The organism is Bacillus sp. PS95 (genome assembly GCF_037963565.1).
Lineage (GTDB): Bacteria > Bacillota > Bacilli > Bacillales > Bacillaceae > Bacillus > Bacillus subtilis.
In genome coordinates, this window is the sequence record NZ_CP150160.1 from 3,907,583 (window position 1) to 3,928,015 (window position 20,433).

Sequence of the window (20,433 nt, forward strand, 5' to 3'; positions counted from 1 at the left end):
CCCGTTTGCGGTTTTTTGTTTATTTTGGCGTTGTTTGGGCTTTTTTTATTCAACCGATATATGGGCTTGAAGTTCACATCATCCTCTGTTACAATTCGTTTCATAGCTAATGATTCTGATAATTTAAGGCAGGCCTAAAAAATGGAACGTTCACATCAACATCAGCAGCTTCGGAAGGAAGAACACGATACACTTTCTAAGCTCAAACAAATGCCCGTCGAGTCACTCAACCTAGAAGCCATTTCGATCGCTACGAATCTGTATCGGTCTGCACAAAGGCTCCGTGTCAAAATGGAGACTGAGGTTCTTTCTTCCTATAACCTTTCTTGGACCGCTTTCTCCATTCTTTATGATCTATGGGTATGGGGAGCGCTCGAAACGAGAAAAATCGCTGAGCTGTCAGGGATATCTACAGCTACAGCAAGCAACGTGATCAAAACGCTCGAAAAAAAGAGTTTTTGCCGTAAAAGCATCGACACAAGAGATCGGCGACTCGTGTTTGTCTCTATCACCGATTCCGGCAAACAAGCGATCGAAGAACTCTACCCGGAGTTTCACAAAGGGGAAACAGAGCTCATTGCGGGAATGACGAAGGACGAACAGAAAATATTGACAGGGCTGCTTAGAAAGGTAGCTGACAATCTTCATACAACATAAGCTTTGACGGGAATCCAGTAGCGGTTTGTCTCCCTGTTTCAGAGAGCCGGCGGAAGGTGCGAGCCGGCACACAGCAAACGTGAATTACCTCCCCGAGCTTTCTTTGTGAACCTTAAAAGTAGCAAAGAACGGGAAACCGTTATTCGAATGAGCGGAAGACAATGTCTTCAACCAGGGTGGTACCGCGTGCATTGAGCTACGTCCCTTATTGGGATGGGCTCTTTTTTGTGTTTGTAAAAAAGGAGGAAAAATGATGAGAACATTTGAGCAGCTCACAGCGTCACAGCAAAAAGAGGTAGAAAGACAGCTTCAGCTATACATGACAGGCGCCCACGAAGTCATACCGCCGGAGGAATTAAAGGCAAAGCTCGTGAAATCAATTTCCACGGGCACGCCGCTTAAAATTAAGCTCGGATTAGATCCGTCTGCACCGGATGTACATTTGGGCCATACGGTTGTGTTAAATAAGCTTCGCCAATTTCAAGAAAACGGCCACATTGTCCAGCTGTTAATTGGGGATTTCACAGGAAAAATTGGTGATCCGACCGGAAAATCGGCAGCCAGAAAGCAACTGACTGATGAAGAAGTTCAGCACAATGCCAAAACCTACTTTGAGCAATTCGGAAAAGTGCTTGATCCAGAAAAAGTCGAGCTTCACTATAACTCAAAATGGCTGAAAACATTGAATCTGGAAGATGTCATTGAATTAGCAGGGAAAATAACGGTAGCCCGCCTGATGGAGCGCGACGACTTTGAAGAACGCATCGCCATGCAAAAACCAATCTCACTGCATGAATTCTTTTACCCATTGATGCAGGGATATGATTCTGTCGTTCTCGAAAGTGATATTGAATTAGGCGGAACGGATCAGCATTTCAATGTCCTCATGGGACGGCATTTCCAAGAACGATACAACAAAGAAAAACAAGTCGTCATCCTTATGCCGCTCTTGGAAGGCTTGGATGGCGTCGAAAAAATGTCAAAGTCGAAACACAACTACATCGGCATTGACGAACATCCAAACGACATGTACGGAAAAACGATGTCACTGCCCGACAGCCTGATGAAAAAATACATCCACTTGGCAACAGACTTAGAGCTTGAAGAGAAAAAACAGCTCGTGAAAGACTTAGAAACCGGCGCAGTTCATCCGCGTGATGCCAAAATGCTTTTAGCCAAAACAATCGTCCGAATGTATCACGGAGAGAAAGCAGCAGAAGCTGCCGAACACTCGTTTAAAACAGTCTTTCAGGAAAACAGCCTTCCTGATGATATTCCGTCTGTCCAATGGGAAGGCGAGAAAACAATCGCGATTGTCGATCTGCTCGTTACATTGAAGCTCCTCTCTTCGAAGAGCGAGGCGCGCCGCATGATTCAAAACGGCGGTGTACGCATCGACGGAGAGAAAATAACAGATGTTCACACCAAAGCAGAGATAAGAGAGAATATGATCATCCAAGTCGGCAAACGCAAGTTTTTAAAGCTCCAATAGTCTGATATTCCGAAACGCTTATGACCCTTCATTCATAAGCGTTTTTTTGCAGGTATAAAGCACTGTCTTTTCAAAAACGCTCTCCATCTTGCAGGAAACTCCTTTAGCATCCCGAAATATTCCCCAACCATACATTTAGGGGAGGTTTATTTTTGATGAAAAAGCTTTTGACTGTCATGACAATGGCTGTTTTAACTGCCGGCACACTGCTCTTGCCGGCACAGAGTGTCACCCCTGCCGCGCACGCTGTACAAATATCAAATAGCGAGCGCGAGCTTCCATTCAAAGCAAAACATGCGTACTCTACCATTTCTCAGCTAAGTGAAGCAATCGGCCCCAGAATAGCCGGAACTGCAGCTGAAAAAAAGAGTGCCCTATTGATCGCCTCATCAATGAGAAAATTAAAGCTTGATGTGAAGGTTCAACGATTCAACATTCCTGACCGGCTTGAGGGAACACTGTCTTCAGCAGGACGCGATATTCTTCTCCAAGCGGCGTCCGGCTCAGCTCCGACTGAAGAACAAGGGCTGACGGCCCCGCTTTACAATGCGGGATTGGGCTATCAAAAGGACTTTACCGCTGACGCCAAGGGCAAAATCGCCTTGATTTCCAGAGGAGACCTGACTTATTACGAGAAAGCCAAAAATGCCGAAGCCGCCGGAGCGAAAGCTGTCATCATTTATAACAACAAAGAAAGCCTCGTGCCTATGACGCCAAACCTGTCGGGAAATAAAGTCGGCATTCCGGTCGTCGGCATTAAGAAAGAAGACGGCGAAGCACTTACCCAGCAAAAAGAAGCCACCTTAAAACTAAAAGCATTCACAAACCAAACCTCCCAGAATATCATCGGAATCAAAAAACCAAAGAACATCAAACATCCAGACATTGTGTACGTGACGGCCCATTACGACAGTGTTCCTTTTTCACCCGGAGCAAATGACAACGGCTCAGGAACCTCTGTTATGCTGGAGATGGCACGTGTCTTAAAAAGCGTTCCATCTGATAAAGAAATCCGCTTTATCGCTTTCGGCGCCGAAGAGCTCGGCCTGCTCGGCTCCTCTCACTATGTAGATCATCTATCAGAAAAAGAGCTGAAACGAAGCGAAGTGAACTTCAACTTAGATATGGTAGGCACAAGCTGGGAAAAAGCGTCTGAGCTGTATGTCAACACATTGGATGGCCAATCTAACTATGTTTGGGAATCCAGCCGTACGGCTGCTGAAAAAATTGGATTTGACAGCCTGTCTCTGACACAGGGAGGATCATCTGATCATGTGCCATTCCACGAAGCCGGCATTGATTCCGCCAACTTTATTTGGGGAGACCCGGAAACAGAAGAAGTTGAGCCGTGGTATCATACCCCTGAAGACTCGATCGAACATATCAGCAAAGAACGCCTCCAGCAAGCAGGCGATCTTGTGACAGCCGCTGTCTATGAGGCTGTGAAAAAAGAGAAGAAACCGAAAACCATTAAGAAACAAATGAAGGCGAAAGCATCTGACATTTTTGAAGATATCAAATAAAAAAAGACGGCACTTGGGTGCCGTCTTTTTTTTATAATGATCAGCTGTTTAGCCGTCTATAAGTAAAGCTTTCAGTTTATCAACTGTATTTTCTTTTTCTAACGGGCGATAAATGGTCAGTTTCAAATCAGGAGAGTCATATATTTGTAATGTCATATGCTCCATCACCATTGTTCCGGCTGCCGGGTGATGAAGTACTTTTTCTCCTGCGTGTGTGCCTAATACTTCGTGGTGGTTCCACCATTTTTTAAATTCCGGGCTTCTTTCAGTTAACTCATCGATCAGCTCTTTTATCCATGCTTCCCCAATAAACCGGCTGGCTGTCGATCGAAACTGTGCGATAAGTTTTTTGGCGTGGCTTTCCCAGTCGTCAAGCAGATCCCGATACTCCTTCGAGGTGAAACATCGCCATATGGCATTCCTTTCCTTACTGCCCATTTGGCCAAAATTGCCGAACACAGCACAAGCTGCTGTGTTCCAAGCAATAACGTCCCACTTTTCGTCAGTCACATAAACAGGGCAATTGGTTAAATGATCAATAAAGTGCCGCACAGCCAGAGGAAGGCTCTTATTATCTTCATCCTGATCATCTAAAGGAACATGATGGCCAGCCAACAGAAAGACATGACGCTTTTCCTCATAATTCAATTTGAGCACTCTCGATATGCTTTCCAGTACCTGTGTTGATACCCGAATATCCCTTCCCTGCTCCAGCCATGTGTACCATGTGACACCTATACCGGACAGCTGGGCTAATTCCTCTCTTCTCAAGCCTGTTGTTTTCCTTCTGGTACCCATAGGCAATCCAAACTCTTGCGGAGAAAGCTGTGCCCTTTTCAGTTTTAAAAACTCCCCTAGCTCTTTCCGTTTTTCTGCCATACTGTCCACATACACACTCTCCTTTTGCATAGAATTTCCTATTAGTATTCTACATAAAAAGGAGAAGGTTTTTATATTATTTGTTTCGTTCTCCAAATACTTCAGCGGCCACAGGAAGAATGGTATTCAGTGCATTCGGAAAACCTGAGTAAATAATCATCTGCATCATGACTTCTATGAGTTCTTCTTGTGCCCATCCGACATTCAGGGCTCCGTTAATATAGAATTTTAGCTGCTGGGTATTGCCCAATGCAGTCAATCCAGCAACGGTTGCTAATAATCTGGATTTCAGATCAAGACCTGGTCTTGAAAAAATCTGACCGTAGTTAAACTCCACGGCAAGCACACCAAGGTCCGGAGCGATAGAATGTTTAAAATTGTCCACGATCGCTTCATAGTTCTCCTCATCAATTTGTTTCAGAATATCTAACCCTTTTTTATAACGTTCACTTGTTCGCACCAGCTTCTATCTCCCTTCCAATATCGTTTTTTTAGTAGTACGATTTATGGTAATCCTTGAACTGAAGGCAATACCGACCATGATCATCCCCAGAATACAAACACCGTTCCAATGAAACAGCATCCAGACTGCACCTCCTGCATACGATCCCAAGGCGCCGCCTAAAAACGTGCTGACCATAAAGAGGCCATTCAATCTGCTTCTCATTTCAGCCGACAATTGGAAAATCTCCGCCTGACACGCCACCTGATTCGCCTGAATGCCCATGGTGATGAATAAAGCGCCCAATACAATCACAATCAATGAAGTCTGGCCTGCCATTAATAAAACAAATGACAATAAGGTAAAAGACATACAAAGCTTGTTGGAAAAAGCAGCTCCTTTTTGATCAATAATCCGGCCGATCAGCGGAGTTGCAAAAGCCCCGCCAATTCCCACCAAACCGATTGTTCCGGCAGTCTGGCTGCCAAACGAGAATGGAGGTTCACTCACCATAAACACTAACGTCGTCCAAAATAAACTGAAGGCGCCGAACATGAAGCCTTGGTTTACACATGCTTTTCTTAACACTTTCTCCTTGATCAAAAGCGGAAATAATGAAGAAATGAGTTTTCCGTAATGAAATGCATGTGTCCCTTTGCTTTTCGGAAAGCAGAAGTGAATGATCAACATAATGATGACGGCTGCTGCACAGGCAATCCAATACATCACGCGCCAGCCATAATGGGCATCTATCGCCCCGCTGACCACTCTCGCCCCTAAAATTCCGCAAACCAAGCCGATGGCTACGTTTCCGAGTACTTTTCCTCTGTTCCTGTCATTTGCTAAACCTGCCGCAAACGGCACAAGGATTTGAGGAATAATCGTGAAGAATCCCAATAATAAATTTGTGATGACTAGCCATGGAAAGCTTACAGCTAACGCTGAAGCGGCCGAACAAACCCCCACTAAGAATAGCAGGCTCACAATTAAGCGGCGGCGTTCAAAAAGATCTCCCAATGGAACAAGCAGAAGGTTCCCCGCCGCATAGCCAATCTGCGCCAATGTAGCAATCATCCCAGCCTGTGCCGGCGTCACATGAAACGTGCCTGCCATGCTGACAAGCAATGTTTGATTGATATAGACATTAGCTACCGTAAACCCGCTAGTCACCGCGATAAGAAAAATCAAACCTCTCGATAATGAAATGGAATGGTTCATGTTTACCTCCTTTCCCATGCATGATAAAGCAGGTTCAATCCTGGAAACAGAAGTGAGTTTATACTGGTATAAAAAGTACTAGCAAGCAAAGCAAAAAAGCGAAACCCTGTCAGGCTTCGCTTTTGTTATCAATCCACTTCTTTCTTAATCCCCAGCATTTTCTCATCTAGGTAATGGGCAATCTCCGCGGCTTCTTTCAGCTCATCTGTTAATTGCTTAGGAACGTCATTGTTCAATTTATAATAAATTTTATGTTCAAGGCTCGCCCAGAAATCCATCGCGATTGTCCGGATTTGAATTTCTGCTTTGACGTATTCCACACGGTTCGTTAAATTCACAGGCATCTCAATGATTAAATGCAGGCTTCGATAGCCATTCGGTTTGGGTGTCTGGATATAATCCTTTACCTTTACGATTCTCAAATCTTCATGCTGCTTCAACACATTCACGACGTTATAAATGTCAGAAATAAATGAACAGATGATGCGCACGCCGGCAATGTCGTGAATATGCTCCTTCATTTCCTTCGTCGTAATCTCACAGCCCTTTCTCATTAACTTATTCACGATGCTTTCAAAGCTTTTGACACGGGATTTTGTATGTTCAATCGGGTTGTGTCCGTGAATGAGGTTATATTCCTGGCTGATAATTGAGAACTTTGTATCGAGCGCATCTAGCGCAAATTTATAAACTAATAATTCATTTTTCCAATCTTCCATTACTGTTTTTAAATCGTCCATATGTGTTACAGATAAATCCATTTTCGTCATCTCCTTTAACGGAACTTTATCCGCTGTCCATGTACTAGACGTCCCTGTCTGCTGCAAGGTTCTATGAATTTTTTTACAAAATGCGGTCGATTGTAACAAAAAAAGACCGCACGAAACGAGCGGTCTTTTTTATTATCGGAAATAGCTGATCAATAATCCGATCGAGAGCAAGAATCCGAAAAATGTATTTGTTTGGGCTGTTGATTTCATTGCGACAATCATATTCATCGGCATTTCTTTTTGGACGAAGCCCTTCACTGCCTGAACCGGCTTAGGCACGCTCAAAAAGACGACAAACAGCCATGGGCTTGCGGCACCGGTAATAACCAAGCCGACAACCCAGATATAAGCGACGGCAAACGACGCAGCTAACAGAGTAACAGCTCCCTTATGCCCCATCAAAATCGCCAATGTTTTGCGTCCGCCTTTTTTGTCCTCTTCAATATCACGAATGTTGTTCGACAGGTTAATCGCGCCGACAAGAATCGCAATCGGGATGGAAATCAAAATGCTTTGCATATTGATCTTATCTGTCTGAATGAAAAACGAAATCAGCACAAACACCGAACCCATGCAAATGCCTGAGAATAATTCACCGAACGGCGTGTACGCAATCGGCAGCGGCCCGCCTGTATACAGGTAGCCGATCGCCATGCCGACAAGGCCGATCAGCGCAAGCCACCAGCTGCTGCTCGCACAAATATAGACACCGAGCAAAATGGCAATCCCGTATGAGGCCAGAGCTAATTGCAAAATCGTTTTAGGCTTCATTCCGTGGCGTACAATGGCCCCTCCGATTCCGACTGATTCTGCTGTATCTAATCCGCGTTTAAAATCATAATATTCATTAAATAAGTTCGTCGCGATCTGGATCCATAGGCAAGAAAACAGCATAGCCAAAAACAGCAGCAGATCAACCTTCACATAAAACATCGCCAAAACGGTTCCGAGCAGCACAGGCACAAACGATGCGGTTAACGTATGAGGACGGGTTAACTGCCAAAGGATCTGCCCCATGCTTTCTTTTTGCGGCGCTGTCTGACCCTCACCCTTATTTGTTTGGTTCATCTTCCTCTTCCTTTCTATTAAAAGGCTTACTTTTTTTCAGCCGGCAGCTTAATAAAAAACTCCTTTTGCTTCCTTATCTATCATAATGACTTCTCCCTTATTTCACAAGATACCGCAAGAAGGCGTTTTCTTTCTTATTATACGCTTCTCGCCCTGATTTCATTAGGTTTCTGCTTTCACTTGAACGAACAGGTACAGAAAAATTTTTTTAAGTACATTACACTTTTTAAAAGTTAAAAAGATCTTTTGACTCCAGCTATCTTTTCCTTTATTATGAATCAGCTCGAAACATTCCATTCTTGCCCTTGCAGGTATAAAGATTCATTTTCAAAAACATACGCCGATATATTAATTTGAGGGAGATTAGGGAAAAAATGAAACTTTTTGAGCATCTGATCGTCAAATAATCATGTGATTGTCGAAAAAACGGGAAGGGAATTTTTGATATGCTGCAATTAATGAAACAGCTGTATGAAAAACCCGCTGTCAAGTGGACATGTCATACAGGCTTTTATTTGATGATACTGCTTGTTTTGTTTTTTATGTATGGTTTTCACACCGCGAATACCGGTTCATATATTTATAACGATTTCTAATTGGAGAGAGAATAACTATGAAACTTTTACATGCTATTCAAACACATGCGGAAACTTATCCGCAAACCGATGCCTTCCGCTCTCAAGGCCAGTCGCTCACGTATCAGGAATTATGGGAGCAGTCTGACCGCGCGGCTGCCGCGATCCAAAAACGCATTTCTGGGGAAAAGAAATCTCCTATCCTTGTGTACGGCCACATGGAGCCGCATATGATCGTTTCCTTCTTGGGAAGTGTCAAAGCGGGACATCCTTATATTCCGGTTGACCTTTCTATTCCGTCCGAACGGATTGTGAAAATTATCGAAAGCTCTGGAGCAGAATTGCTGATCCATGCAGCAGGACTCTCAATTGATGCAGTCGGCCAGCAGATTCAGACAGTTTCTGCGGAAGAACTGCTGGAAAACGAAGGCGGCTCTGTCAGCCAAGATCAATGGGTCAAAGAACACGAAACGTTTTATATCATTTACACTTCTGGAAGCACAGGAAATCCGAAAGGCGTGCAGATTTCCGCTGCGAATCTTCAAAGCTTCACAGACTGGATTTGTGCAGACTTTCCAGTCAGCGGAGGAAAAATATTTTTAAACCAAGCGCCGTTCTCATTTGATTTGTCTGTCATGGACCTATATCCGTGCCTTCAATCAGGCGGGACTTTACATTGCGTGACAAAGGATGCTGTGAACAAGCCGAAAGTCTTATTTGAAGAGCTGAAGAAGTCCGGGTTGAATGTGTGGACATCAACACCTTCCTTTGTGCAAATGTGCCTGATGGATCCGGGTTTTTCACAGGATCTGCTGCCTCATGCGGACACATTTATGTTTTGCGGAGAGGTTCTTCCGGTTTCTGTGGCAAAAGCGCTGCTTGAGCGTTTTCCGAAAGCGAAGATTTTTAATACGTACGGCCCGACTGAAGCGACAGTGGCTGTCACATCGGTTGAAATTACGGCTGACGTCATCAGCCGCAGCGAATCGCTTCCAGTGGGCTTCGCCAAACCAGATATGAACATTTTCATTATGGATGAACAGGGACAGCCGCTTCCTGATGGAGAAAAAGGAGAAATCGTCATTGCAGGGCCGAGTGTAAGCCGAGGCTACCTTGGTGAGCCAGAGCTGACGGAAAAAGCGTTTTTCTCTCATGAAGGCCAGTGGGCATACCGAACTGGCGATGCCGGCTTTATTCAAGACGGTCAGATTTTCTGCCAAGGACGTTTGGATTTTCAGATTAAACTTCACGGCTATCGAATGGAGCTGGAGGAAATCGAGTTCCATGTCAGACAGTCACAGTACGTTCGTTCTGCTGTCGTGATTCCTTATCAGCCAAACGGAACAGTTGAGTACCTGATCGCTGCTATTGTGCCTGAGGAGCATGAGTTCGAGAAGGAATTCCAGCTGACAAGCGCTATTAAAAAAGAGCTTGCCGCTTCTCTTCCGGCATATATGATCCCGAGAAAATTTATCTATCAGGATCACATTCAAATGACGGCTAACGGCAAAATTGACCGAAAACGCATTGGCGAAGAGGTTCTTGTATGACGCCTTACAGCTCGTTTTTATTCTTTATACTGCTTGGCATTCTTCTTCTGCCGACGATCATTCTCGGCTTAAACGGAAAAAGATTTCAAGCATACAACATGTTCATATCTATCATTATATTGGCTTTAATTTTTTCGCACGACTTACACGGGGTCATCGCGCTGTGCCTGTTTACAATATGGCAGGTGCTCCTGATCAGCGGCTATCTGGCATACCGGCAGAAAGCGAACAGCGGCTTTGTCTTTTGCGGAGCTGTTATCGCGTCTATTCTGCCTTTATTTCTGTCAAAAATATGGCCGTTTCTTTCACACCCGCAGCCGCATCATCCGCCGCATAACCTGATCAGCTTTTTAGGGATTTCATATTTAACCTTTAAAGGCGTTCAGCTGATTATGGAAGCAAGAGACGGACTGCTGAAAGAACAGCTGCCATTGCACCGCCTGCTGTATTTCATCCTGTTTTTCCCGACGATTTCCTCCGGCCCGATCGACAGATACCGCCGGTTCGTCAAGGATGAACAGAAGGCTTGGACGAAAGAAGAATACGCCGACCTGCTGTATACGGGAATCCATAAAATCTTCATCGGTTTCCTGTATAAATTTATTATCGGCTACGCGATCAATACGTACTTCATCATGAATCTTCCCGCAATCACGCACAATAAGATTCTTGGGAACCTGCTGTACATGTACGGCTACAGCATGTATTTATTCTTTGATTTCGCCGGCTACACGATGTTTGCCGTCGGGGTCAGCTACATTATGGGCATTAAATCACCAGAAAACTTTAATAAACCGTTTATCAGTAAAAATATTAAAGATTTCTGGAATCGCTGGCATATGTCTCTGTCATTTTGGTTCAGAGATTATGTGTTTATGAGATTCGTATTTTGGATGACTAAGAAAAAGTGGATCAAAAACCGTATGGCCGTCTCAAACATCGGGTATTTCCTGCTGTTTATGCTGATGGGGGTTTGGCACGGGCTCGCGCCGCAATATATCATTTACGGCCTCTATCACGCCGTTCTGATGACGTGTTACAACTTTTTCGAGAAGTGGAATAAGAAATATAAATGGCTGCCGTCCAACCGCTGGACAACCATTCTCGCTATTGTGATCACATTCCATTTCGTTTGCTTCGGGTTTTATATTTTCTCAGGAAAACCATTTCATCACCACCATTAAAGGAGATTAGAAAGCTATGGATTTTAAACAAGAGGTATTAGACGTTTTAGCAGAGGTTTGCCAGGATGACATCGTAAAGGAAAATCCTGATATTGAAATTTTTGAAGAAGGTTTGCTTGATTCTTTTGGAACAGTAGAATTGCTGCTTGCGATTGAAAACCGTTTTGATATTTTAGTGCCGATCACTGAATTTGACCGGGACGTTTGGAATACACCTAACAACATTGTAAATCAGCTGTCTGAGTTGAAATAATGAAAAAGCGTTTTTTCGGTCCAATTATTTTGGCGTTTATTCTATTCGCAGGCGCCATCGCAATTCCATCTTCATGGCTGACAGGCTTCATCACCGATAAGCGTGTGAAAGAGTCAGCAACAGCCTTGAATCCGAGTATGTTTCAAGGGCTATATTTACAAGATCAGATGCTCAAAGATCCGACATATCTTCCGATTTACGGGTCTTCTGAGCTTTCTCGGCTGGACGAGTTCCACCCATCTAATTATTTTCAGGTAAACAATGAGGGATTCACGCCATACCTTGTCGGCAAAGGCGGATCCCAGTCATTGATTCATTCTTTAAACTTCGCTGCCCACATGGATCAGCTGAAGGGCAAAAAAATCGTATTCATCGTGTCTCCGCAATGGTTTATTAAGCGCGGGTCTGATGAACAGCATTTCGCGCCGAACTATTCTGCGCTGCAAGGGCTTGATTTGGCATTTAACGATCAGATCGATCCTGAAATTAAAAAGAAAATGATGAAACGCATGCTTCGCTTTAAGGCTGTGCAAAACGATGCCATTCTTTCTGAGCTGTACAAAGCAATGGTAAACGGTCAGACGTGGAAAGTGAACGCGCTGAAGCCGGCGGCGAAAGTGTATTACAGCATGCTGGAAAAGAAAGATCTGTATTATTCAACGACAGAATCATCCGGGCCAAAGCGCTATATCTCGCAGTCAGTAAAGGATAAGTCATGGTCTGAATTGAATAAACTAGCGGATCAATCGGGCAAACGCCACTCCGGTTCTAACGATTTTCACATCGACAACCCTGTCTATAAAAAGCTGAAGCCGAAAGTGCCTAAGCTGAAAGGGAAAAACAAAGGAAGATCGTATGCGGTGTCACCGGAATATGGCGACTTTGAAATGATGCTCGATATCCTGAAGGATGCGGGCGCAGAGCCTATGTTTGTCACCATTCCTGTTAACGGGAAATGGTACGATTACACGGGCTTCCCGAAAAAAGGACGCACTGACTATTACAAAAAGGTAAATAAACAAATCAGAGCGAAGGGCTTCCAGGTTGCTGATTTCTCAGGGCATGAATATGACCCGTATTTCATGAAAGACACCATTCACATCGGCTGGAAAGGCTGGGTGTATGTCGATAAAGCAATTGACGAATTTTATAAAACCGGAAAAGTCACTTCATCCTGAGCATCTCATAGGACGCGGCTGCATATTTCCTGCTAAGATTTGTAATAGTAAAGGAATCACAGCCAACTTAATTAAGAGGTGTTACATCCAATGAAGATGACAAATAATACGGTTTTAATCACAGGGGGTTCTGCTGGCATCGGGCTTGAACTGGCCAAGCGCCTGCTGGAACTTGGCAATGAAGTTATCATTTGCGGACGCAGCGAAGCACGTCTTGCAGAAGCGAAGCAGCAGCTCCCAAACATCCATACAAAGCAATGTGATGTTGCAGACCGTTCGCAGCGGGAAGCATTGTATGAATGGGCTTTAAAGGAATATCCGAACTTGAATGTTCTCGTCAACAACGCCGGCATTCAAAAGGAAATTGACTTTAAAAAAGGGACAGAGGAGCTTTTTGTGGACGGTGATGAAATTGAACTTAATTTCCAAGCGCCTGTCCATTTATCCGCCCTTTTCACACCTCATTTGATGAAGCAGCCCGAGGCGGCAATCGTTCAGGTCACATCCGGGCTTGCGTTTAACCCGTTAGCTGTTTATCCGGTGTACTGCGCAACAAAAGCGGCACTTCACTCGTTCTCGCTTACGCTCAGACACCAGCTCCGCGACACGAGCGTGGAAGTGATTGAAATGGCACCGCCTATGGTGGACACGGGCTTAAACCAAAAATCACGCGATAAACAAGGCCTGACGTACCGGGGCATTTCATCTGAAGAATATGTTCAATATTTCTTGGACGGCTTGAAGGAAGGCAAACAGGAGATTACAAATGAACGTGTTGAAGGTCTTCGGGATGCCACTCGCGCCGATTATGACAGGTTATTCGAGCAAATGAACACGCAGGAGAATTAATTTCTCCTGCTTTTTTCATATGAATTTCTTACAAATTTGAGCAAACCTATTGCGATTATTTGTTGAAGGTATACAATAGAATATAATTATTTTCAAATAAGTTTGATAATATAAACAATTTAACAGCAGGGAGATTGACCATGACTAAACAAACAATTCGCGTTGAATTGACATCAACAAAAAAACCGAAACCAGACCCAAATCAGCTTTCGTTCGGAAGAGTGTTTACAGACCACATGTTTGTAATGGACTATGCCGCAGATAAAGGTTGGTACGATCCAAGAATCATTCCTTATCAACCCTTATCAATGGATCCGGCTGCAATGGTCTATCACTACGGCCAAACCGTGTTTGAAGGGTTAAAGGCTTACGTGTCAGAGGATGACCATGTTCTGCTTTTCAGACCGGAAAAAAATATGGAACGCCTGAATCAATCAAACGACCGCCTCTGCATCCCGCAAATTGATGAAGAACAGGTTCTTGAAGGCTTAAAGCAGCTTGTCGCAATTGATAAAGACTGGATTCCAAATGCGGAGGGCACGTCCCTTTACATCCGTCCGTTCATCATCGCAACCGAGCCTTTCCTTGGTGTTGCGGCATCTCATACGTATAAGCTCTTGATCATTCTTTCTCCGGTCGGCTCTTATTACAAAGAAGGCATTAAGCCGGTCAAAATCGCTGTTGAAAGTGAATTTGTCCGTGCGGTAAAAGGCGGAACAGGAAATGCCAAAACCGCAGGGAACTATGCTTCAAGCTTAAAAGCGCAGCAGGTCGCCGAAGAGAAAGGATTTTCCCAAGTGCTTTGGCTGGACGGCATTGAGAAGAAATACATCGAAGAAGTCGGAAGCATGAACATCTTCTTCAAAATCAACGGTGAAATCGTAACGCCGATGCTGAACGGAAGCATCCTGGAAGGCATTACGCGCAATTCAGTCATCGCCTTGCTTAAGCATTGGGGCCTTCAAGTTTCAGAACGAAAAATTGCGATCGATGAGGTCATCCAAGCCCATAAAGACGGCATCCTGGAAGAAGCCTTCGGAACTGGTACAGCAGCTGTTATTTCCCCAGTCGGCGAGCTGATTTGGCAGGATGAAACACTTTCGATCAACAACGGTGAAACAGGGGAAATCGCAAAAAAACTATATGACACGATTACAGGCATTCAAAAAGGCGCTGTCGCAGACGAATTCGGATGGACGACCGAAGTCGCAGCGCTGACTGAAAGCAAGTAAGAAAAAAGCCGGCCCATTACAGGCCGGCTTTTTTTACGCTTCAATTTTGTTGAAAAACTGCGGCAGATACGCTTTGTGCGCTTCCAGCATTTCGTCTAAAATCTGTTTGGCCACAGTATCGGACGGGACAAGCGGGTTAATCGTCATGGCAAGGAGTGCAGTTTGATAGTCACCTGTAACTGCCGCTTCTGCCGCGACACGTTCAAAGGATTTGATTTGCTGGACGAGGCCACGGACAGACACCGGCAAGTCGCCGACAGCAATTGGCTTAGGGCCAGTTTTCGTCATCACACAGTTCACTTCAACTGCGGAATCGTCTGGAATGCTCGCTATTGCACCATTATTGATTGTGTTCACCGGCTGAATGTCATGTTTATCATTATAAATGGAGCTGATTAAGTTACATGCTGCATCACTGTAGTAAGCTCCGCCCCGTTTTTCCAGCTGCGGCGGTTTGATCGCAAGGTTCGGATCTTTATAAAGCTCGAACAGCTCTTTTTCGACCTTCTGTACGACTTCTGCGCGGGTGCCCTCCGTTTGTGATGCTTCCAGTTCGTGCTCCAGCATCTCTTTTGTTTTGAAATAGTAACGGTGATAGCCGCAAGGGATGACATTGAGCGCTTTTAAGAAATCCGGTTCCCATTCGGCGCCTGAGATATTTTTCATTGTCATCGCGTTTTTCGGGTCGCCCATCGCCTCGATGACTTGCTCCTTCACACTTACGCCGTCCAAGAAAACATCCAGCCCAAATACCATATGGTTCAGTCCGGCGAATTGGACTTCTACGCGGTCCACATCTACATCAAGCGCTTTGGCTACGCCCATTTTGATGCCGATTGGAACATTACAGAGACCGACGACTTTCTTCAGGTTGGAGTAGCGAAGCAAGGCTTCTGTTACCATGCCGGCAGGGTTTGTGAAGTTAACAAGCCAAGCGTTCGGGCAAAGCTCTTCTATGTCCTTTGCGATCTCAAGGATGACCGGAATTGTGCGCAATCCTTTAAACAGGCCTCCCGGGCCGTTTGTTTCCTGGCCAATCACTCCGTATTTTAGCGGAATGCGCTCATCCTTTGCTCTTGCCTGCAAAAGTCCGACGCGAAATTGAGTCGTGACAAAGTCTGCGTCTTTCAGCGCTTTTCTCCGGTCGAGCGTAAGATGAATGTCGATCGGGACGCCAGCTTTTTCAACCATCCGTTTGGCGAGTGTGCCGACAATATTCAGCTTTTCTTCGCCCTCGGGGATATCGACAAGCCATAATTCTCGGACAGGCAGCTCATCATACCGTTTAATGAACCCCTCCACTAGCTCGGGCGTATAGCTTGAACCTCCGCCAATCGTTACAATCTTCAATCCTTTTGTCATATGCTTGCTCCCCTTTGCTCGGTGATTTTTTCATATAACTCAATGATCTCTGCAGCCATATCCTTCACTGTCATTGCATTCATTAAATGATCCTGTGCATGAACCATCAGAAGCGTCATTTCCGTCTTTTCTCCGCCCGCTTCATTTTGGATCAGCTCTGTCTGATAATGATGGGCTTTTAACAATTCTTCAGCAGCGTCTTGAAGCTTTTTCCGCGCTTCTTCTGCGTCACCGCTTTTCGCAGCGGCAATGGCCTCCATTGCGGAGCTCCTACCGTTTCCTCCGTGAAGGATGATTTGAAAAATGATTTGTTCCATTTCCTCATTCACGCGATTCACTTCCTTTCTCTACAGAGCCGCTTCTTTGTCATCTGATGCTGCAGGCGTTTGGACCAGCTCCAGATCGTTTTCTTCTTTCAGCTTCTGCTTATCCCACATTCTGAAGAATGGATAGTAGACAACAAAGGACACGGCAATATTAATGGCTTGCATGACCGCGCCTGAGACTTTTCCTCCTGTCGCCAAGTAGCCTGAAAAGATCGGCGGCATGGTCCACGGCACTGCGATACCCGCCGGTTTGGCGACAAGGCCGGTGCTCATTCCGATGTACGTGAGTGTCACTGTGACAAGCGGCGTGATGATAAACGGAAGTAAGAGCATTGGGTTCATGACGATCGGCATTCCGAATATAATCGGTTCGTTAATATTGAAGATGGCCGGGCCGACCGCAAGCTTCCCGAGCTGCTTCATTTGTTTGCTTCGGGCGCGCAGGAACATCGTGACAACCAGTGCCAATGTGGCGCCGCTTCCGCCAATATTGACCCAGATATCGAAAAATTGCTGGGTGAAAATCTTAGGAAGCTCCTCACCAGCTTGGAATGCGATCCGGTTGGCATCCATTGCGCCGTACCAAATCGGTGCCATGACGCCGCCAACAATGTTTGCACCGTGAAGGCCGCAGGCCCATAAAAGCATTTTGACGGCTTCGGCGACAAGGCTTCCTCCAAGGCTTCCTCCCAGAATGGAAAGCGGAGTCCCCAATAAAACGCTTACAATATTATGAAGGCTTTCAAACGGTGTCGCTTCAACAATCAGCCGGGCTGCCCAAGTCAGGAAGATGACGGCAAAGCCGGGGATTAACGCGACAAATGACTTGCTTACCGCCGGCGGAACACCGTCCGGCATTTTGAAGACTAAATTGCGCTGGATAATGAGGCGGTAAATCTCTGTGGACACCATTGCGATAATCATGGCGACAAACAGGCCTTTGCTTCCCATGAGCGAAAGCGGAATCCCGCCGCCAACCATGATTTCTTTCGTCGCGCCATCCGGCATAAACGGCACTTGATAAGGTGTTGCTAATAAAAATGCCGCAAGGGAAATGGCTCCGGCCGACAAGGCATCAACGCCGTATTTCTCGGCGAGCCGGTAGGCGATGCCGAACGCGGCGACAAGACCCATAATTTCAAAGGTCGCGTCGACTGGGTAGGCCAGTTTTTCAGACCAGGAGCTGCCAAACGTTTTTGCCATAAACTCAGCGTATCCCGGGATCGGGAGGTTGCCAATGATGAGGAAAAAGGAACCGATGATAATCAGGGGCATCGTGAGGATGATACCATCACGCAGCGCCTGCAAATGACGCTGTCCCGCAATTCTTCCCGCTATAGGCATGACCTTTTCTTCTAAGATCTGATTGACTTTATTCACATAGCCCGCCCCTCTCTATGACACATGTCCAAGCTGTTCAGCTGATTTCAGCACTTCCGCCCCATTGCACGTGCCATAATGGACGGTATTAATGACGTCTACCGGAACCCCCTTTGACTCTCCTAATTTTTTGAGCTGCGGAAGCATGTAACGGACTTGCGGACCAAGAAGCAATACATCCGCTTTATCGATATGATTTTGTACAGAATCGCCTGAAACTGCCCAAATGGTATAGTCTTTTCCCTGTTCCTGCGCACTTTTTTCCATCTTGCTCACCAGTAAACTAGTAGACATGCCTGCTGCACAAACGAGTAATATATTCATGTAAAAGACCCCCTAGAGTTTGATCAATTTTGTAATGTCCTGCTGTTGCTATCATCATATTATGAAATCGCTTTCATAAACACTCAGGGTTTTTCCGCAGGCAACGGAAAAAAGGTATATACAGGCTGTCAGCTCAGCATTTTTTGGTCAAACACATCCGAAAGCTCTTGATATGAACGGCATTTGATCAGCTGGTTCACCGCCGCCGGGTCATCCAAAATGCTGCCAAGCAGTTTATACATGCTTTGCAAATCCGCTTTGTTCTCCTTTTCGACACAAAGCAGACAGACAAACTGAACTCGCTGACTCTCCCAATCGATCGGTTTTTTGAGCGTACAAACGGCCCAAAACGTTGTTTTCGTCTGCGGAACAAGCGGGTGCGGGATGGCAACAAGATTGCCAAAACACGTTGGCGACATGTCTTCTCTTTCAAAAATGGAATCTATGATTTCTTCATCGGCAAAGCCGCATTCGACCACTTTCTGCCCTAAAAATTGAATCACTTCTTCTTTTGAGCGCAGATCCTCCTGAAAAAAAACGAGTTCTTTTTTTAGGTAGCGATTGGCTTTTTCCTTTTCATCACTCAGAATAGATTCTATTTTTGTAAAGTCAGTTCCGCCTAAGATGGTGTTAACCTTCAGTACTGGTACAGGGAGCTCTTTTTTAATCGGAATGGTGCTGATGACAAAATCAATTGATTCGTAGGACATTTGATCAAGACTATAATACTCAGCCGTTCCAAGAATATCGAGCCGCTTGCCGAAATGGGAACGCAGTTTTTCGCGCAGAAGCTGGGCGCTTCCGGCTCCCGATGCGCATACAATGATACAGCGTTTCGGCGGGCTTTCTGTTTTTTTTCGTTCAATCGCGGCGCCAAAGTGGAGAGCCAAATATCCAATTTCGTTTTCATGAATCTCAATACCCGTTTGTTCCTTTATCACGATTCCGGCAATGATCCCGGCTTCAAAAGCGAGTGGATAATGTTCCTTGATCGCTGCCAGCATCGGATTTCGAAGATTCATGCCGTATCGGTTGCGGGTGATCGCCGGCTTCATATGCAGTGCCAAGCCGATTTTCAGCTCTTTGTCATGCAGGATGCCAAGCTTCAGTTCACGATCAACAGCTTTGATCATGGCAAGTGTCAGCTGATCGGTTTCCTCTTCTATTGAAAATGTGTCCTCTCCGCATTGTGATTGTGTCATTCGTTTTGTGCCAAGGAGATGCATGGTGATGTAGGCCGTCTCGTCTTTCGGAAACGTAACGGCAAGCTTTGATTCCAGCTCTTTTACGATGGCTTCTGCAGCCTGGTACTCCTTTTGATGCAGGATATGATCCATATCTTTCGGGAAAAGAGAAACATAGTTTTCCGTTCTGATCCGTTTACAGGCGATAGCGATATGGATAATGAGGTTATTCAGTCCCATGTTGGACAGAGGGATGCGGTCGTTTTTCATTTTTTTCAAGATGGCGGAACGGATGATCTCAATTTCTTCTTTTGGCAAAATATCAGCCTTTTCATTTAAAACATCTATCTCCGTTTCTCTTTCATCAACAATGTACTCCGCCATGCAGTACCTCATCTGCACCTCGTCCCCGCGCAGCTTGAAGCCGTAATTCGGACGTGTTTCCATGACGATGCGGTAAGGCAGCAGACGTTTCTTTACTTCCTTTAAATCCGTTTGGAGTGTAGATTTTGAGATAAATAGTTCTTCAGCAAGTTCATCGAGCTTGAGATAATGGTCCGCCAGCAGCAGACGTTTCATAAGATAGGCCATTCTCTCCTCCGGCAATACCGGCAGGCCCTTTTTTTGCTGAAATTCATCTTGCAGCAGTGTTCTGAATACTTGCTCGTCATCAATGCGGAGCTTGTAGCCGGAGCCTCTTACAGATTGTACAAAGGCACCGTGGCCGCTTAGCACACCTTGAAGTTCCTTTATATCATTGCGGACTGTCCGCGTCGTTACGTTTAATTGCGCGGCAAAAAACGAACTTGTCACCGGGGCTTCAGCCGCCATCAGCAAGCGCAGAATATCACGTAGTCGCCCATGAAGCATGAGAAAAACCTCCTAACTAGTAGATGCAGGGATTCAGTGAATAGGCAGAAAGGATGATGAAGGGATGCGAAATGTATATAAATTCTATAATGGAGAGAATGGCAAGTCAATGAACAT

General features: G+C 45.3%; 21 protein-coding genes and 1 other annotated feature. Of the genes, 10 read left to right on the forward strand and 11 right to left on the reverse strand.

Features of this window, described 5'->3' with window-relative positions; translation table 11 throughout:
* The first annotated feature begins 141 nt into the window (after nt 1-141).
* The 3 genes from ywaE (at nt 142) to ywaD (ending at nt 3,672) form a co-directional block, all read left to right on the forward strand.
* Nucleotides 142-657: a tyrZ transcriptional regulator YwaE gene (gene ywaE, locus NSQ12_RS20340; RefSeq protein WP_003227345.1), complete on the forward strand. Its 516-nt coding sequence runs from the start codon at nt 142-144 to the stop codon at nt 655-657.
* Nucleotides 652-866 (forward strand) — a binding site (T-box leader). It overlaps the preceding gene by 6 nt.
* Nucleotides 867-907: 41 nt before the next feature.
* Nucleotides 908-2,149 carry a tyrosine--tRNA ligase gene (gene tyrS / locus NSQ12_RS20345; RefSeq protein WP_160221895.1) on the forward strand — a complete coding sequence of 414 codons (1,242 nt, stop codon included), beginning with the start codon at nt 908-910 and terminating at the stop codon, nt 2,147-2,149.
* Between the two features lie 155 nt (nt 2,150-2,304).
* A complete protein-coding gene (gene ywaD / locus NSQ12_RS20350; RefSeq protein WP_003242515.1) occupies nt 2,305-3,672 on the forward strand; it encodes an aminopeptidase YwaD in 1,368 nt (455 codons plus the stop codon).
* A gap of 48 nt (nt 3,673-3,720) precedes the next feature.
* On the opposite strand, the gene NSQ12_RS20355 is transcribed toward ywaD, so the two are convergent.
* The 6 genes from NSQ12_RS20355 to NSQ12_RS20380 all read right to left on the reverse strand — a co-directional run bounded on the left by NSQ12_RS20355 (nt 3,721) and on the right by NSQ12_RS20380 (nt 8,346).
* A complete protein-coding gene (locus tag NSQ12_RS20355; RefSeq protein ID WP_339175505.1) occupies nt 3,721-4,560 on the reverse strand; it encodes a helix-turn-helix transcriptional regulator in 840 nt (279 codons plus the stop codon).
* A 67-nt stretch (nt 4,561-4,627) separates the two neighbouring features.
* On the reverse strand, nt 4,628-5,011 hold the full coding sequence (locus NSQ12_RS20360; protein ID WP_339175507.1) for a carboxymuconolactone decarboxylase family protein: 384 nt from the start codon (nt 5,009-5,011) through the stop codon (nt 4,628-4,630).
* 6 nt (nt 5,012-5,017) lie between these two features.
* Nucleotides 5,018-6,211 carry an MFS transporter gene (locus NSQ12_RS20365; protein ID WP_017697251.1) on the reverse strand — a complete coding sequence of 398 codons (1,194 nt, stop codon included), beginning with the start codon at nt 6,209-6,211 and terminating at the stop codon, nt 5,018-5,020.
* Nucleotides 6,212-6,339: 128 nt separating this feature from the next.
* Nucleotides 6,340-6,972, reverse strand: a complete 633-nt coding sequence (gene ywaC, locus NSQ12_RS20370) for a GTP pyrophosphokinase YwaC (protein WP_003244564.1) — start codon at nt 6,970-6,972, stop codon at nt 6,340-6,342.
* Nucleotides 6,973-7,113: 141 nt separating this feature from the next.
* Entirely contained in the window at nt 7,114-8,049 is a 936-nt protein-coding gene (locus NSQ12_RS20375) for a 1,4-dihydroxy-2-naphthoate polyprenyltransferase (RefSeq protein WP_017697250.1), read from the reverse strand.
* 162 nt (nt 8,050-8,211) lie between these two features.
* Entirely contained in the window at nt 8,212-8,346 is a 135-nt protein-coding gene (locus tag NSQ12_RS20380; protein ID WP_021480955.1) for a hypothetical protein, read from the reverse strand.
* Between the two features lie 149 nt (nt 8,347-8,495).
* Here NSQ12_RS20380 and NSQ12_RS20385 point away from each other — a divergent pair, with 149 nt between their 5' ends.
* The 7 genes from NSQ12_RS20385 (at nt 8,496) to NSQ12_RS20415 (ending at nt 14,870) form a co-directional block, all read left to right on the forward strand.
* Nucleotides 8,496-8,645, forward strand: coding sequence for a teichoic acid D-Ala incorporation-associated protein DltX (locus NSQ12_RS20385; RefSeq protein ID WP_003227330.1), 150 nt, complete (start codon nt 8,496-8,498; stop codon nt 8,643-8,645).
* A 17-nt stretch (nt 8,646-8,662) separates the two neighbouring features.
* Nucleotides 8,663-10,174, forward strand: coding sequence for a D-alanine--poly(phosphoribitol) ligase subunit DltA (dltA, locus tag NSQ12_RS20390; RefSeq protein WP_195727694.1), 1,512 nt, complete (start codon nt 8,663-8,665; stop codon nt 10,172-10,174).
* A complete protein-coding gene (gene dltB, locus NSQ12_RS20395; RefSeq protein WP_003227327.1) occupies nt 10,171-11,358 on the forward strand; it encodes a D-alanyl-lipoteichoic acid biosynthesis protein DltB in 1,188 nt (395 codons plus the stop codon). Before dltA ends, dltB begins: the two co-directional genes overlap by 4 nt.
* Nucleotides 11,359-11,374: 16 nt before the next feature.
* A complete protein-coding gene (gene dltC / locus NSQ12_RS20400; RefSeq protein ID WP_003227325.1) occupies nt 11,375-11,611 on the forward strand; it encodes a D-alanine--poly(phosphoribitol) ligase subunit DltC in 237 nt (78 codons plus the stop codon).
* Nucleotides 11,611-12,789, forward strand: a complete 1,179-nt coding sequence (gene dltD, locus NSQ12_RS20405; protein WP_003227323.1) for a D-alanyl-lipoteichoic acid biosynthesis protein DltD — start codon at nt 11,611-11,613, stop codon at nt 12,787-12,789. The genes dltC and dltD overlap by 1 nt, the downstream gene beginning before the upstream one ends.
* A 90-nt stretch (nt 12,790-12,879) precedes the next feature.
* On the forward strand, nt 12,880-13,638 hold the full coding sequence (locus NSQ12_RS20410) for an SDR family oxidoreductase (RefSeq protein WP_003242574.1): 759 nt from the start codon (nt 12,880-12,882) through the stop codon (nt 13,636-13,638).
* 140 nt (nt 13,639-13,778) lie between these two features.
* Nucleotides 13,779-14,870 carry a branched-chain amino acid aminotransferase gene (locus NSQ12_RS20415; protein WP_003244231.1) on the forward strand — a complete coding sequence of 364 codons (1,092 nt, stop codon included), beginning with the start codon at nt 13,779-13,781 and terminating at the stop codon, nt 14,868-14,870.
* Between the two features lie 33 nt (nt 14,871-14,903).
* Here NSQ12_RS20415 and licH read toward each other — a convergent pair whose 3' ends face one another.
* From licH to licR, 5 genes are all read right to left on the reverse strand, one after another.
* Nucleotides 14,904-16,232 carry a 6-phospho-beta-glucosidase LicH gene (licH, locus tag NSQ12_RS20420; RefSeq protein ID WP_003244285.1) on the reverse strand — a complete coding sequence of 443 codons (1,329 nt, stop codon included), beginning with the start codon at nt 16,230-16,232 and terminating at the stop codon, nt 14,904-14,906.
* Entirely contained in the window at nt 16,229-16,561 is a 333-nt protein-coding gene (gene licA / locus NSQ12_RS20425; RefSeq protein WP_195727693.1) for a PTS lichenan transporter subunit IIA, read from the reverse strand. Before licA ends, licH begins: the two co-directional genes overlap by 4 nt.
* An 18-nt stretch (nt 16,562-16,579) precedes the next feature.
* Nucleotides 16,580-17,938 (reverse strand): PTS lichenan transporter subunit IIC, encoded by a 1,359-nt coding sequence (gene licC / locus NSQ12_RS20430; RefSeq protein WP_339175512.1) that lies wholly within the window; start codon nt 17,936-17,938, stop codon nt 16,580-16,582.
* A gap of 15 nt (nt 17,939-17,953) precedes the next feature.
* Nucleotides 17,954-18,262 (reverse strand): PTS lichenan transporter subunit IIB, encoded by a 309-nt coding sequence (gene licB / locus NSQ12_RS20435; RefSeq protein WP_003218755.1) that lies wholly within the window; start codon nt 18,260-18,262, stop codon nt 17,954-17,956.
* 128 nt (nt 18,263-18,390) lie between these two features.
* Nucleotides 18,391-20,316, reverse strand: a complete 1,926-nt coding sequence (licR, locus tag NSQ12_RS20440) for a transcriptional regulator LicR (RefSeq protein ID WP_191603930.1) — start codon at nt 20,314-20,316, stop codon at nt 18,391-18,393.
* Nucleotides 20,317-20,433: the final 117 nt, after the last annotated feature.

Bases quoted from the DNA above. Each gene is read 5' to 3' on its own strand.
- ywaE (WP_003227345.1), top strand. From the start codon at position 142: ATGGAACGTTCACATCAACATCAGCAGCTTCGGAAGGAAGAACACGAT.
- tyrS (WP_160221895.1), top strand. From the start codon at position 908: ATGATGAGAACATTTGAGCAGCTCACAGCGTCACAGCAAAAAGAGGTA.
- ywaD (WP_003242515.1), top strand. From the start codon at position 2,305: ATGAAAAAGCTTTTGACTGTCATGACAATGGCTGTTTTAACTGCCGGC.
- NSQ12_RS20365 (WP_017697251.1), bottom strand. From the start codon at position 6,211: ATGAACCATTCCATTTCATTATCGAGAGGTTTGATTTTTCTTATCGCG.
- ywaC (WP_003244564.1), bottom strand. From the start codon at position 6,972: ATGGATTTATCTGTAACACATATGGACGATTTAAAAACAGTAATGGAA.
- NSQ12_RS20375 (WP_017697250.1), bottom strand. From the start codon at position 8,049: ATGAACCAAACAAATAAGGGTGAGGGTCAGACAGCGCCGCAAAAAGAA.
- NSQ12_RS20380 (WP_021480955.1), bottom strand. From the start codon at position 8,346: ATGGAATGTTTCGAGCTGATTCATAATAAAGGAAAAGATAGCTGGAGT.
- NSQ12_RS20385 (WP_003227330.1), top strand. From the start codon at position 8,496: ATGCTGCAATTAATGAAACAGCTGTATGAAAAACCCGCTGTCAAGTGG.
- dltA (WP_195727694.1), top strand. From the start codon at position 8,663: ATGAAACTTTTACATGCTATTCAAACACATGCGGAAACTTATCCGCAA.
- dltB (WP_003227327.1), top strand. From the start codon at position 10,171: ATGACGCCTTACAGCTCGTTTTTATTCTTTATACTGCTTGGCATTCTT.
- dltC (WP_003227325.1), top strand. From the start codon at position 11,375: ATGGATTTTAAACAAGAGGTATTAGACGTTTTAGCAGAGGTTTGCCAG.
- dltD (WP_003227323.1), top strand. From the start codon at position 11,611: ATGAAAAAGCGTTTTTTCGGTCCAATTATTTTGGCGTTTATTCTATTC.
- NSQ12_RS20410 (WP_003242574.1), top strand. From the start codon at position 12,880: ATGAAGATGACAAATAATACGGTTTTAATCACAGGGGGTTCTGCTGGC.
- NSQ12_RS20415 (WP_003244231.1), top strand. From the start codon at position 13,779: ATGACTAAACAAACAATTCGCGTTGAATTGACATCAACAAAAAAACCG.
- licH (WP_003244285.1), bottom strand. From the start codon at position 16,232: ATGACAAAAGGATTGAAGATTGTAACGATTGGCGGAGGTTCAAGCTAT.
- licB (WP_003218755.1), bottom strand. From the start codon at position 18,262: ATGAATATATTACTCGTTTGTGCAGCAGGCATGTCTACTAGTTTACTG.
- licR (WP_191603930.1), bottom strand. From the start codon at position 20,316: ATGCTTCATGGGCGACTACGTGATATTCTGCGCTTGCTGATGGCGGCT.